At 35.7% G+C, this 12,687-nt stretch carries 12 protein-coding genes; 9 read left to right on the top strand and 3 right to left on the bottom strand.

What is annotated here, in order from left to right; translation table 11 throughout:
- Window positions 1-44 precede the first annotated feature (44 nt).
- The 5 genes from P0Y62_06935 (at window position 45) to P0Y62_06915 (ending at window position 4,524) form a co-directional block, all read left to right on the top strand.
- A complete protein-coding gene (locus P0Y62_06935; protein ID WEK71287.1) occupies window positions 45-350 on the top strand; it encodes a hypothetical protein in 306 nt (101 codons plus the stop codon).
- Window positions 351-358: 8 nt separating this feature from the next.
- The gene (locus P0Y62_06930; GenBank protein ID WEK71286.1) at window positions 359-730 is read left to right on the top strand and encodes a hypothetical protein; all 372 of its coding nucleotides are present in this window, start codon (window positions 359-361) and stop codon (window positions 728-730) included.
- Window positions 731-780: 50 nt separating this feature from the next.
- Window positions 781-2,916 carry a catalase gene (locus P0Y62_06925; protein ID WEK71285.1) on the top strand — a complete coding sequence of 712 codons (2,136 nt, stop codon included), beginning with the start codon at window positions 781-783 and terminating at the stop codon, window positions 2,914-2,916.
- Window positions 2,917-3,068: 152 nt separating this feature from the next.
- Window positions 3,069-3,821 carry an SDR family oxidoreductase gene (locus P0Y62_06920; protein ID WEK71284.1) on the top strand — a complete coding sequence of 251 codons (753 nt, stop codon included), beginning with the start codon at window positions 3,069-3,071 and terminating at the stop codon, window positions 3,819-3,821.
- A gap of 88 nt (window positions 3,822-3,909) precedes the next feature.
- On the top strand, window positions 3,910-4,524 hold the full coding sequence (locus P0Y62_06915) for a hypothetical protein (GenBank protein WEK71283.1): 615 nt from the start codon (window positions 3,910-3,912) through the stop codon (window positions 4,522-4,524).
- A 101-nt stretch (window positions 4,525-4,625) separates the two neighbouring features.
- Here P0Y62_06915 and P0Y62_06910 read toward each other — a convergent pair whose 3' ends face one another.
- Window positions 4,626-5,225: a Crp/Fnr family transcriptional regulator gene (locus P0Y62_06910; GenBank protein WEK71282.1), complete on the bottom strand. Its 600-nt coding sequence runs from the start codon at window positions 5,223-5,225 to the stop codon at window positions 4,626-4,628.
- 245 nt (window positions 5,226-5,470) lie between these two features.
- Here P0Y62_06910 and P0Y62_06905 point away from each other — a divergent pair, with 245 nt between their 5' ends.
- Window positions 5,471-5,659 carry a hypothetical protein gene (locus P0Y62_06905; GenBank protein ID WEK71281.1) on the top strand — a complete coding sequence of 63 codons (189 nt, stop codon included), beginning with the start codon at window positions 5,471-5,473 and terminating at the stop codon, window positions 5,657-5,659.
- A gap of 244 nt (window positions 5,660-5,903) precedes the next feature.
- Window positions 5,904-6,074 (top strand): lmo0937 family membrane protein, encoded by a 171-nt coding sequence (locus P0Y62_06900; protein ID WEK71280.1) that lies wholly within the window; start codon window positions 5,904-5,906, stop codon window positions 6,072-6,074.
- Between the two features lie 141 nt (window positions 6,075-6,215).
- Here the strand turns inward: P0Y62_06900 and P0Y62_06895 are convergent, their stop codons facing one another.
- A complete protein-coding gene (locus tag P0Y62_06895) occupies window positions 6,216-6,599 on the bottom strand; it encodes a low affinity iron permease family protein (GenBank protein ID WEK71279.1) in 384 nt (127 codons plus the stop codon).
- Window positions 6,600-6,848: 249 nt separating this feature from the next.
- On the bottom strand, window positions 6,849-7,259 hold the full coding sequence (locus tag P0Y62_06890; GenBank protein WEK71278.1) for an NUDIX domain-containing protein: 411 nt from the start codon (window positions 7,257-7,259) through the stop codon (window positions 6,849-6,851).
- A gap of 333 nt (window positions 7,260-7,592) precedes the next feature.
- Between P0Y62_06890 and P0Y62_06885 the strand changes: the two genes are divergently transcribed.
- Both P0Y62_06885 and P0Y62_06880 read left to right on the top strand, forming a co-directional pair.
- Window positions 7,593-9,068 carry a response regulator gene (locus P0Y62_06885; GenBank protein ID WEK71277.1) on the top strand — a complete coding sequence of 492 codons (1,476 nt, stop codon included), beginning with the start codon at window positions 7,593-7,595 and terminating at the stop codon, window positions 9,066-9,068.
- A 4-nt stretch (window positions 9,069-9,072) separates the two neighbouring features.
- Window positions 9,073-12,681 (top strand): response regulator, encoded by a 3,609-nt coding sequence (locus tag P0Y62_06880; GenBank protein WEK71276.1) that lies wholly within the window; start codon window positions 9,073-9,075, stop codon window positions 12,679-12,681.
- The last annotated feature ends 6 nt before the right edge of the window (window positions 12,682-12,687 follow it).

Genomic DNA, 12,687 nt, shown 5'->3' with positions numbered 1-12,687 from the left:
AGCCATATAGAGGCGATCTATATGGCTTTTTAACATTAACAATTATGAATTCTAAGAAAATTTTAAAGACACTAAAGCAACAATGCTTTATCAAAATTCCCCACAATGGAAGACTGTTTAATGAGGGGGCTTCAATATATGCAAAAGAGATTGATCATAATATTTTTTTAGTATTTGTAATTGAAGAAGGTGCTGATCTGGAAAATATTCAGGCACTTATTGCACAGTTTGACTCGTTGGGAAGTATAGGGAAAAAAGAACCGATAAAAACCATGTTTTATATGTCTTTTAAAGACGAAGAAGATATGCATTATTTTGACAAATTTATACATATATCCGAAAACCGATAAATATAAAGATGAGAGAAAATGATCCATTGAAATCTACTGTATTGCATTATAAAAATAACTATTCCGAAAATGAAATTGTTTCTTCCGAAGAAGGAAGTTCTTATGGAGCGGCTTTTCTGATAAGATCTTTAGAAAAGATAAAAAAGAACACAGGATCCGAAGTGCTCAGAAAACTGATCGATACCTATATAGAAGAATATGTATTTCATATAAAAGATAATAACCGTGATACCATAATAAATATGATCGAAGAAACTTCAGCTAAAGGTTCTTCCTTTATTCTCTACGCTAAAACCGCTTATAATAAAGTCTTAAAAGAAGAAGAATGCCTAAGCAGATTACTGGACACTTTGGAAAGAAACAACATTGAACAAATGTGATTTGGGAATAAAATTTTAAATAGAAACATCAAACAATAAAAGTAATAGATATGAAAAGAAACAAGAATATCAACGAGAAAACAGATCAGCTGAAAATACACAGTACCCTGAATGAAAATGAAAAGCTGACCACCAATCAGGGACTCAAGATCAATAACAATCAGGATTCTTTAAAAGCTGGAGACAGAGGTCCTACCTTACTCGAAGATTTTATCTTGAGAGAAAAAATAACCCATTTTGATCACGAAAGAATTCCTGAAAGAGTAGTACACGCAAGAGGATCCGGTGCACACGGAGTATTTAAGCTTAATAAAAGCCTTGCTCAATATACAAAAGCTAAATTTTTGACTGAAGAAGGAAAAGAAACGCCTGTTTTTGTAAGATTTTCTACTGTGGCGGGAAGCAGAGGAAGTACAGATCTGGCAAGAGATGTACGTGGTTTTGCCATTAAATTCTATACAGAAGAAGGAAATTATGATCTGGTGGGAAATAATATGCCTGTATTCTTTATTCAGGATGCTATCAAATTTCCGGATCTTGTACATGCTGTAAAACCGGAACCTGACAATGAAATTCCGCAGGCGGCTTCCGCTCACGATACATTCTGGGATTTTATCTCATTAATGCCTGAAAGTATGCATATGATCATGTGGTTGATGAGTGACCGAGCAATTCCCAGAAGTTTCAGCAGAATGGAAGGTTTTGGAGTTCATTCCTTTAAATTTATCAATGAAGAAGGAAAAGTACATTTTGTTAAATTCCATTTTAAACCAAAATTGGGAGTACATTCCGTCGCTTGGGATGAAGCTCAAAGAATTTCGGGGGTAGATCCTGATTTTCATAAGCGTGATCTTTGGGAATCTATAGAAAAAGGAGTATTTCCCGAATGGGATCTCGGAGTACAGTTGATTCCAGAGAAAGATGAGCATAAATTTGATTTCGACCTCCTGGATCCAACGAAAATTGTACCTGAAGAAATTGTTCCGGTAGAAATTATCGGAACTTTAACACTGAATAAAAATCCGGATAACTTTTTTGCAGAGACAGAGCAGGTAGCATTTCATCCGGGAGATCTTGTTCCCGGGATTGATTTTACCAATGATCCACTCTTACAGGGAAGACTGTTTTCTTATACAGATACCCAGTTGTCAAGATTAGGCTCACCCAATTTTCATGAAATTCCTATTAACAGGTCAATTAATACTGTCCATAATAACCAGCGTGATGGGCACATGAGACAACAGATAGTAAAAGGAAAAGTGAGCTACGAACCCAATTCTATAGGAGGAGGCTGCCCGTTTCAGGCAATGATGAAAGAAGGTGGCTTCACTTCTCAGGAGGAAAGAGTTTCAGGAAAAAAAGTTCGGGAGAGAAGCAAAAGTTTTGTAGATCATTATTCACAGGCAAAATTATTCTACAATAGCCAGTCAACTCCAGAAAAAATACACCTTCAGAATGCACTTATTTTTGAATTGTCAAAAGTAACAATCCCGGAAATTAGAGAAAGATTGGTAGGACAATTAGTGTATATAGATAAATTTTTGGCATGGCGGGTAGCAGAAAAAATAGGAGTTGAGGTTAAAGAGCTGGAATTTCCGAACCAGAGCCTTCCGGCGGATGCCAATCCTATTGATCTGCAGAGTGAAGAAAAAGAACCTAAAGTAAAAATTTCGGGAGCTTTGAGTATGCAGAATACCATTAAAGATACTATTAAAGGCAGAAAAATTGGTTTTATTGTTGCTGGTGGTGTAAATGTACAAGCAAGCAATGATGTAAAAATAAAACTGGAAGAAAAAGGAGCGACAGTGGAACTTATAGCCCCTAGTTTGGCTCCTTTAAGAACAAGTGACGGCTCTACTTGGATTGCCAAGCATTCGTTGACGAGTACGGCAAGTGTTTGCTTTGATGCTTTGTATATAGCGGGAGGAGAAGATGCTGTCAAAGAATTATTAATTCCGGAAAACAAGCATCTGGTACTGCATTTCATCAATGAAGCCTATAAACATTGCAAGGCGATTTACTTTGATGAAGGAACTGAACCTTTGTACCTAAGCAGTAATGTGGGAACAAGAGCCCATGAAGATTCTGCAATTATTACGTGGGAAGATAAAAAGGGTGCCGAAAAATTCATCATTGCAATCGCTAAGCACAGAGTGTGGGAGCTGGAACTTGAAAGAAACGCTTAAAGTATAGAACAATTTCATACTGGAAAGTTGGAACTGCACCCCAAAACCCAAGCCCTGAATGCCCAATTATATTACATTGAATTCATTTTGGGGTGCTTTAAAACACAAATCAGTAAAAATACAATCAAGATTACAATTGAAAACAAATGGAAATGCGAGAATTAAAGTTAGCTAACAAATCGGTTCTTATTACAGGAGCCGACAGTGGAATTGGAAAAGCAGTAGCATTACTTTTTGCAAAAGAAGGTGCCGATGTGGCCATTATTTATCATGAAGATGACGAAGGTGCTGAAAAAGTAAAAATGGAAATTGAAGCCTTAGGAAGAAAATGCATTTTATTTTCAGGAGATATCAATGATTATGAATTTTGTGAAGAGACGGTAAGAAAACTAATTTCTGAATGGGGTAAAATTAATATTCTGATCAATAATGCAGGAACTCAGTTTCCGGCAGAGCATATTCACGATCTGGAAGAGAAAAATATCCGGAAAACATTTGATACCAATATCATTGGGATGATCTTACTGACAAAAGTGATATTCCCGTATTTAAAAGAAGGTGATTGTATTATCAATACAACTTCGGCGGTAGCTTACCAAGGACATCCGGAATTACTTGATTATGCGGCAACAAAAGGGGCAATCGTTTCTTTTACCCGGTCTCTGGCATTACAGGCAAAACCAAAAGGAATAAGAGTAAATGCCGTTGCACCCGGACCTGTGGCAACACCGCTTACCAAGGAAACTTTTGATGAAAAAGAAGAAGATCCCGGAAAACCTCCTTTTAAGAGAAATGCGACACCGGAAGAAGTAGTAGAAAGCTTTTTATTTCTGGCGTCCGAAGGAGCAGCTCAGATCACAGGGCAGGTTCTTCATCCAAACGGAGGCTTGATTATCAACGGCTAACAAATATGTGTTTTTGAACTTAGAAAAAAGTTCTCAGGAATCTAAACCGATAGATAAGACCTACGATGAAAACTAAAAATGATACAGTATGAAACCTAAAGAAATTTTTGGAGTGCCTGTTCAGGAGAAAGGAAGCTTTCATGATACGGAGGCTAAGAAAAACTATATTAATCCGGAAGAAGTGCATGAAGCATTCAATCGATTAAAAGAAAGGTTTATGTTGATAAACAATTGGAAAAGCTATTGTGGAGAAAGCTTTGCCGATTTTAAACTGTTCGATTCAGAAGGGAAAATGGTTGATCGGTATCCATTAATTGGAGATTATATAAGGATAGATATTCCGGGGCCGGGAACGGTTGAAGCCAAAGGTTTCGACTGGGTAGAGATTACAGATGTGTTTGAAGAACGTACCCATGGTATTTGTCTTGATTTTGTAATAATGACATGCAGACCTTCAAAAAATCCACAGGATAAAACTTCAGAACATATTGTACATTTTTATTCCGATGAAGCTACCTCTACATTTGGGATCTTTAAAGGAAGAGATTTTATTCGGGCCGGAATTTACGGCAGAAATGAAACGCCTAATCTTGATGCAGAATTTATGGACAAAGCAAGAAATCTCTTGATTGCCGCAGGCGGAATGATCGGCATTTCAAAAATTCAGTGGAAAACATTGGTAAATGGGTTTCTGGATTTTTGATCCAGGGTGAAGTTGATGTGGTTAAAAAAATTAATTGGAGAGCCAATATTTATGTTAATACCATGGCGGTTTCTGTTGGGATTAAAAAAGAATAGATTGTACTAATAATATATTTTTCTGTTTTCTATTTTTAAAATCTTTTCCTTTTCCATTTTCTTAATCGTTCGGATCACCGTTTCTATTCTTAGACCTGTCAAGTTAGCCATTTGACGGCGGGTAAAAGGAACCTGAAATGAATGTTGGGGAATGGCAGAAGAATTATATCCCTTTACATAATCCATGAGTGCTCTGATTTTATATGTAGGATTCGCAGATGTAATGCTAAACAGCATAAGATATTTATAATACAGCCTGTCTGATAGGCATTTAAACATATTGGAAGCAACTTCTTTATTTTGACTGATCAGGGTAAGGAAATCTGATTTTGAAAGTTTCAGAATGTAGCACTCTGTAGTGGCTATAGCGTTCATAGGATAAGGTTGATCCCCAAACAGGAGAGATTCACCAAAACTTTGACCGTCTGAAAGAATATTTTGGGTAAATTCTTTTCCATCTTCATGGTAATTGTTTAATTCAACATTACCATTCACAATTTGAAAATAATACTTCGGCTGGCTTCCTTCACTAAATATGACTGTATTAGCAGGATAGGTCTCGTATTCGCCGCCGAAAGCTATTAAAAGATCTTCACTGATAATCATATTCTTACATTTTTAGATAAGTAATAAGTTTTAGTAAAATTAGTGTAGCGTACATCAAAAAATAAGCCAAATTCTATAGTTGAATAAGGTCTAAGCAAATGATGGATGATCTAAAAAAATAAGGGTTGCTGCAATTATAACTCGAGTCATAATGAGTAAAATTAACCTGTTGTATTTTTAGGTAACTTCTAAAAGGATTATTTATAATCACATATTTATTCATTCATTACATATGAAAAAGCACGTTGTCATTGTGGGCGGTGGATTTGCCTCAGTTGGCACAGGTAGCAATTCAGCAAGGGAAAAGTTTGAAGGGAATTGAAGATGAAAAGATTTTAGTTCCTTTTAAATATAAGGATCAGGGGAGTATGGCAATTATCTCAAAATTCAATGCTGTAGTAGACCTCCCGAATTTTCTTTTAAAGGATTTTTAGCTGGGCTTTTTATACATATCATACCTTTGGTAGGCTTTCGTAATAAAATTCGGTTAGTATTCTATTGGCTAAGACTTTTTATCACCAATATCCTTCCATCAGATTGATACTAAGGCCGAAAAGAAATAATATCTAAAAAAATGTTGAAACACGTTTTGCATTAAAACATGATTTCATAAGCTTTGCATAGAAAAAAGGCATAAAATATGCAGACAGTAAATGTATAATTTAAAAATTTACAGTTATGAGAAGTATATTATGGTTAGTCGCGGTCATTTGTATTGCTGTATGGCTTTTAGGTATGTTAGGGGTAATACCGGGGATAAGTACGGGATATTTGGTACATATATTACTGGTAATTGCCATAATTGTGGTTTTATATAATATTATTACGGGGAGAAAACCTCTGGATTAAAATCTTTCATTACACAGTAATGAATTTACTTTTATTTATGTTTAAAATCCCCCTCTTAAAAAGAGGGGGATAATGTAAAAAGTATGAATGATAAAAGTAAACTTTTCTTGTGAGTATAGATCTCTTACTTTCAGACCATATTTATTCTTTTTCAGAGGAATTTGTACTGCGGGAATTTCTCAGATTTTCATAAAATTTATGAATCTCATCCAGTTCCTCTTCCGTTAGATCTTCTATATCCACAATACGGTTGTTAGCGTTTTCGTGTGCCGCAACAAGTTCATTTAATTTAATCTGAATGGCTTTTGAATCTTTATTTTGGGCCTTCTGAATCAGAAATACCATAAGGAAGGTGACAATGGTTGTTCCCGTATTGATGACCATTTGCCAAACTTCGGAAAATTTAAAAAACGGTCCCGTAACAGCCCATATAATTACCAGTACACTGGCCCCGATAAACGCAGCCGGGCTTCCTGCAAAGTATGCAGCCTGATCTGCAAACTTGTCAAAAAAATTCTTTTTCATAATAATCTAAATATGAGTTTTACAAATAATTTTTAACTCTAAATTCGGGAAGAATTATTATAAAAAATATGATCTCAATCATTATGAATCAAAAAGAAATACACATTTGAAAGTAACTATTTCAGGGATGTTTGTAATAATATATGAATATTAAAAACTACAGTCAATTGCAGGCTGTTTTATGGTAATATGTAAAGAAAAATAATGTCGGTCAGTTTGGAAGATTAAATAAGCTTGGAAAAATAGTAGTTAAAAAGAGCTGATCAGATTTAAAGCTTTTAAGCGGTCTAGTATAAGAGCTACAACTGCTGATGTTCTATGACGGTCTTCAAAGCCAATCCATTCAAAAGATTCTATCTCACTTGAAGCTTCAAGTGTACCTGAATAATCTGCAAAATAACACGTCATTTTTACCAGAATATCTTCATTTTTACCATCAGCTGGAGCTTCAAAGGTATCAAAATAACGGATCGAATCTTCTTTGATTTCTACGTTCAGTTCTTCCTTGATTTCCCTTTTCAGGCATTCGATATCAGATTCATTGGGTTCTCTTTTGCCACCCGGTAAATAAAGTTTTGATTTCGATTTAGAAAGTGCAGTGAGAACTTTTTTATCCGAAATGCTGATCAGGGCTACCTTATCAATAATTTTTCCTTTCATAACGTAAATCTAATGAATAAATATTTAAGAACAACCGGACGTTTTGGTGCTGTTTTTTACACAAATGATTAATAGAAATCAGTATAAAATAAGCAAATGATAAAGTTTGGATTATTCAGATTTTTGAATCATTCTTTGTGTTTTAATCAAGTTTTTTTCATTCTTCATGCGGTAGGATCAACAATGCAAAGGAATTTAATAATGATGTTTTTTAACGATAGAAAATAATAAATGTAAAGCCTTGGATAATCCTTGAAAAATTACCGTTTTTTAAAATATTGTAAGTATTTTTGAGACCAAACTACGCGTAACTTATAATTCATTCTAACTTCTATGATTTTAATTGTTGATGACAATCAAAGTAACCTGTATTCTCTACAAAAATTACTTGAATCTAAGGATTTCAAAGTGGAAACAGCCGGTTCTGGTGAAGAGGCATTGGGTAAAGCTCTAAAAAATGACTATGCCTTAATTATTTTGGATGTTCAGATGCCGGATATGGATGGTTTTGAAGTTGCAGAATCGTTGTCGGGATATAGTAAGACAAAAGACATTCCCATTATTTTTCTGTCTGCTGTAAATACGGATAAAAAATTCATCACGCGTGGTTATGCATCTGGAGCCAAAGACTATGTGACAAAGCCCGTAGATCCGGAAATACTTTTGCTTAAAGTAAAAACTTTCTATAATCTCCAGGAGCAGAATATTGCGATGAAAAAAACGCAACAGAATCTTGAGCTGGAAGTGAAAGGAAGACGGGAATCGCAGGTCACGATGAAATCTCAGATCGATCATTTTCATTTGATGCTTGAATCGCTTCCCCAGATTGCTTTTACACTTAATGAGGACGGAATTGTTGATTTTGTGAATGGTAAATGGTACCAGTATTCAAAAAACGAACAGGATTTTCCTGAAAGTCATCCTGATGATGCGGATATTAGAGAAGAATTTGAAAGATGTAAAAGAAAAGGAAAAGCTCTTGAATTGGAGGTTAGAATTAAAAATATTATTTGTCTTGATTATCGTTATCATTTGTTGAGAGTAACTCCGGTGTATGAGGAAGACCGTATTAAAAATTGGGTCGGAACTTTTACGGATATTGATGATCAGAAGAAGATAGAAAAAGAGAAAGATGAATTCCTGAGTATTGCAAGTCACGAATTAAAAACTCCTTTAACCAGTATCAAAGCTTATGTACAGCTTTTGGAAAGAAAACTGAAGCTTGATAAAGACAGTTCGGAAGCGGGATTTGTGACTAAACTCCAGGGCCAGATTGAAAAATTGAATGCTCTCATTACGGATCTGCTGGATGTTTCCAAAATTGAAAACGGAAAATTAAAGATTAATAAAAAACCGGTAAATCTTGAAAGTGTTATCAGTAATGCTATTGAGACCATACAACAGACCCATGAGGAACGAACAGTGAAGATCGAACGTCAGGGGATGAAGCCGGATATTTTAATTCCTCTGGATGAAATTCGTATAGAGCAGGTACTGATCAATTTCCTGACGAATGCAATCAAATATTCTCCTCATAACAATCAGGTGATTATTACCACTTTTGTAGATGAAGAAGCGCAGGAAGTGAGAGTGAATGTAACCGACTTTGGAATCGGTATTCCGGACTTTAAACAGGATGCCGTATTTAAAAAGTTTTATCGCGTGGAAGAATCTTCACTGCAATTTCAGGGAATGGGAATAGGATTGTTTATCTGTTCTGAAATCATTAAACAACATCATGGAACTGTAGGGGTTTCAAGCGTTTTAAATGAGGGGTCTACCTTTTATTTCACCTTACCATTAAATTAGTTGTATGCCAAAAAAAATTATACGAAATCTCCAGTTTGGAATAGGCCTTTCATTGTTGATTTTAATAGCCAGTTCAATGGCTTCCTACTGGAGCATCCAGAAACAGATGAATCATCGTGAAAATCTTTCTAAAAGCAGGCTTGCAATAACAGCAGTGAAAGATGTTCTGGTATCTTTACTGGATGCAGAAACCGGAAACCGTGGATATCAGCTAACCGGAAGAGAAGATTTTCTTGAACCTTACAAACGTGGGATGAGAGAATATCCTAAAGCTATGGTTCGTGCAGAATCTTTGGGGCTGGATGATAAGAACCAGCTGGAAAGACTTAAAAGTTTAAAAGTTTCAGTTAATCAGGTAACAGATAATCTGAAATATCTGGTTGAGCAGAGACGAAGAGGCAGTATCATGACTCAGCAGCAAATTGTTACTGGGAAAGATTATATGGATCAGTGCCGTAAAATTGTCAATGATTTTGTACAGTATGAAGAAAGTCAGCTTGAAATTAAAAATAAAGACTTAAACCGTTCATCCAATACCACGGTTCTTTTTATTCTTTTTTCCGCTATAGCCGCTGTGGTGGTTACTACATTCTTCTATATTAAAATGAGAGCAGATCTTATCAAAAGAGATAAGCTGGAAAGAATGCTCAAGGAGAAAGATCAGGAAATGACACGCCGTGTAAGTGCTATCCAAAAGATTGCCAATAGAGTAGCTAATGGTAATTATACCGAAAAAGTTATTGATAATGCAGGAGGAGACCTTGGAGATCTTGCAGAATCTCTTAATTATATGACAGAATCTCTAAAAAATTCTTTTGAAAAAATTAATAAAAGTGACTGGAGACAGAAGGGGCTTGCTTTGCTCAATGAATCTCTTGTTGGAAACAAATCGGTGAAAGAAGTCTCCAATAGAGCTTTAAAGCAGTTGATAGAGTATGGAAAATGTATCAATGGTTCTTTGTATTTGTATGACGAAGGAGCTTTAAAGCTTAACAATGCATTTGGATTGGAAGCCAACATGAAAAAAAGCTTCGAGCCCGGAGAAGGAATGGTTGGCCAAGCTTTTATTACCTCCAAAACTCAGGTTTATAACAATCTTCACGAAGATGATTTTGTCGTAACTTTCGCCAGCAGTACCATCAAAATCTACGGAATTATATTGCTCCCTATTTTTGCAGACGGTCATATAATAGGTATTTTGGAGCTTGGATCTACTTCTAATTTTGAAGAGGATAGAATTACTTATTTTGAGGAATGTTGCATCAATATCGGAATTGCTTTAAATGCAGCGAAAGGGAGAGAGAAAGAACAACAGCTGTTGGAAGAAACCCAGGCTCAGTCTGAAGAGCTTATGGTTCAGCATTCCGAGCTGGAGAATCTGAATACGGAATTGGAAGCACAGACTCAGAAACTTCAGGCTTCGGAAGAGGAATTAAAAGTACAGCAGGAAGAACTGATGCAGGCAAATGTCGAGCTGGAAGAACGCTCAAGATTGCTGGAAGAAAAAAATCATCTGATTGCAGAACGTAATAATGAAATTCAGAAAAAAGTAGAGGAGTTGGCTTTAAGCACCAAGTACAAATCTGAGTTCTTGGCGAATATGTCACATGAATTGCGTACTCCTCTGAATTCGATCCTCCTTTTATCAAGATTAATGGCTGAAAATCCGGATAAAAACCTCAATGAAGACCAGGTAGAATCAGCGAAGGTTATTCAGAGTTCGGGAACAAGTTTATTAACCTTGATTGATGAAATTCTTGATTTAGCTAAAATAGAATCCGGTAAGATGACTCTTGAGTATCAGGATGTATATATTGAAGATGTGGTTAAAGATTTAAAAAATCTTTTCAATCCGGTATTTCAGGAAAAACGTCTTCCGTTTAAAATTCAGATTGAACCCGATGTTCAAAAGATTATTGAGGGAGACCGCCTTCGTATCGATCAGGTATTAAGAAATCTGTTGTCCAATGCTTTAAAATTTACAACCCAGGGAAGTATTGATTTACATATCAGAAACCATTCTGAAAAGCCCGGGTTTATCATTTTCTCGGTGAAAGATACAGGAGTAGGGATCGCAAAAGATAAGCAGAAAATTATCTTTGAGGCATTCCAACAGGCGGATGGATCTACAAAAAGAAAATTCGGAGGCACCGGATTAGGACTATCAATAAGCCGCGAAATCGCAAAACTTCTTGGAGGTGAACTTATCTTGCAGAGTGAGCTTAATAAAGGAAGTGAATTCAGCTTTATTATTCCGGTAAATGCCATCGCTGAAAACAGACTAATTGAAACAGAAAATAATCTGGTAGAAATTATCCGTGAGGACGTTGAAGAAATTCAACATATACTTGATGAAACAGGAATAGACACGTCACAGGTAAATAAGCTGGAAATTCCGGAAGATGTTGAGGATGACAGAGAAAATATTAAGGATGGGGACAAAGTAATTCTGATTATCGAAGATGATATCAATTTTGCGAAAGCTTTATTGAAATATGCCCATTTACAGGATTACAAAGCAGTTGTTGTGGTAAGAGGAGACCATGGGCCTTCAGCTGCTCAGAAGTTTCAGCCACATGCCATTTTATTGGATGTTCAGCTTCCTGTAAAAGACGGATGGAAGGTTATGGATGAGCTAAAATCTCATACAGACACCAAACATATTCCGGTACATATGATGTCTGTTCTGCATGTTAAAAAAGAAAGCCTCCTGAAAGGTGCGGTCGATTTCATCAGCAAGCCGGTAGCTCTTGATAAAATGACCGATGTATTTAGAAAAATCGAAGATGCTTTAAAAAAAGGTCCTCAAAAAGTTCTCATCGTAGAGGAAAATGCCAAACATGCCAGTGCATTGTCTTATTATCTGAGTAATTTTAATATTTCCTTATCTGTAGAGCATAATGTGGAGGACAGTGTAAATGCGTTGACTTCCAATCATGTTGATTGCGTGATTCTGGATATCGGAGATTTAAAAGGAAACAAATACCAGGTAATAGAATCCATAAAAAGTTATGAGGGGCTGGAAAATCTTCCGATTATTATTTTTACAGAACATAATTTATCAAAGGAAGAAGAACTGAAAATCAAGCAATATGCTGATTCTATTGTTGTAAAAACAGCACACTCTTACCAGAGAATCTTAGATGAGGTAGGATTATTTTTACATTTGGTAGAAGAGAAAAACAGTTCTATTGAGAATACCAGAGGAAGAGTTTTAGGATCTCTTACAGAAGTGTTAAGTGGAAAAAAAGTTCTCGTCACGGATGATGATGTAAGAAATATTTTTTCTTTGACTAAAGCGCTGGAAAAATATAAAGTGGATGTTATTGTAGCTATGGACGGAAAACATGCCCTTCAGCAGCTTCGTGACAATCCTGATATAGATGTTATTTTGATGGATATGATGATGCCTGAAATGGATGGTTATGAATCTATCATGGAAATCAGGAAAATACCGGCATTCAAAAAGTTGCCTATTATCGCAGTGACTGCTAAATCGATGATTGGAGACCGTGAAAAATGTCTTAATGCAGGTGCTTCAGATTATATTTCCAAACCGGTAGATATTGATCAGCTTTTGTCATTACTGCGTGTATGGCTGTATGAAAGTTAAACAGAT

Source organism: Candidatus Chryseobacterium colombiense, assembly GCA_029203185.1.
GTDB classification, from domain to species: domain Bacteria; phylum Bacteroidota; class Bacteroidia; order Flavobacteriales; family Weeksellaceae; genus Chryseobacterium; species Chryseobacterium colombiense.
The sequence above is the reverse complement of the archived record's forward strand: the minus strand, read 5'-3'. Positions and strand labels throughout refer to the sequence as shown.

Coding starts and splice junctions, on each gene's coding strand:
- P0Y62_06895 (WEK71279.1), bottom strand. CDS start 6,599: ATGAAAAAGAATTTTTTTGACAAGTTTGCAGATCAGGCTGCATACTTT.
- P0Y62_06910 (WEK71282.1), bottom strand. CDS start 5,225: ATGATTATCAGTGAAGATCTTTTAATAGCTTTCGGCGGCGAATACGAG.
- P0Y62_06930 (WEK71286.1), top strand. CDS start 359: ATGAGAGAAAATGATCCATTGAAATCTACTGTATTGCATTATAAAAAT.
- P0Y62_06885 (WEK71277.1), top strand. CDS start 7,593: ATGATTTTAATTGTTGATGACAATCAAAGTAACCTGTATTCTCTACAA.
- P0Y62_06920 (WEK71284.1), top strand. CDS start 3,069: ATGCGAGAATTAAAGTTAGCTAACAAATCGGTTCTTATTACAGGAGCC.
- P0Y62_06890 (WEK71278.1), bottom strand. CDS start 7,259: ATGAAAGGAAAAATTATTGATAAGGTAGCCCTGATCAGCATTTCGGAT.
- P0Y62_06935 (WEK71287.1), top strand. CDS start 45: ATGAATTCTAAGAAAATTTTAAAGACACTAAAGCAACAATGCTTTATC.
- P0Y62_06880 (WEK71276.1), top strand. CDS start 9,073: ATGCCAAAAAAAATTATACGAAATCTCCAGTTTGGAATAGGCCTTTCA.
- P0Y62_06925 (WEK71285.1), top strand. CDS start 781: ATGAAAAGAAACAAGAATATCAACGAGAAAACAGATCAGCTGAAAATA.
- P0Y62_06900 (WEK71280.1), top strand. CDS start 5,904: ATGAGAAGTATATTATGGTTAGTCGCGGTCATTTGTATTGCTGTATGG.
- P0Y62_06915 (WEK71283.1), top strand. CDS start 3,910: ATGAAACCTAAAGAAATTTTTGGAGTGCCTGTTCAGGAGAAAGGAAGC.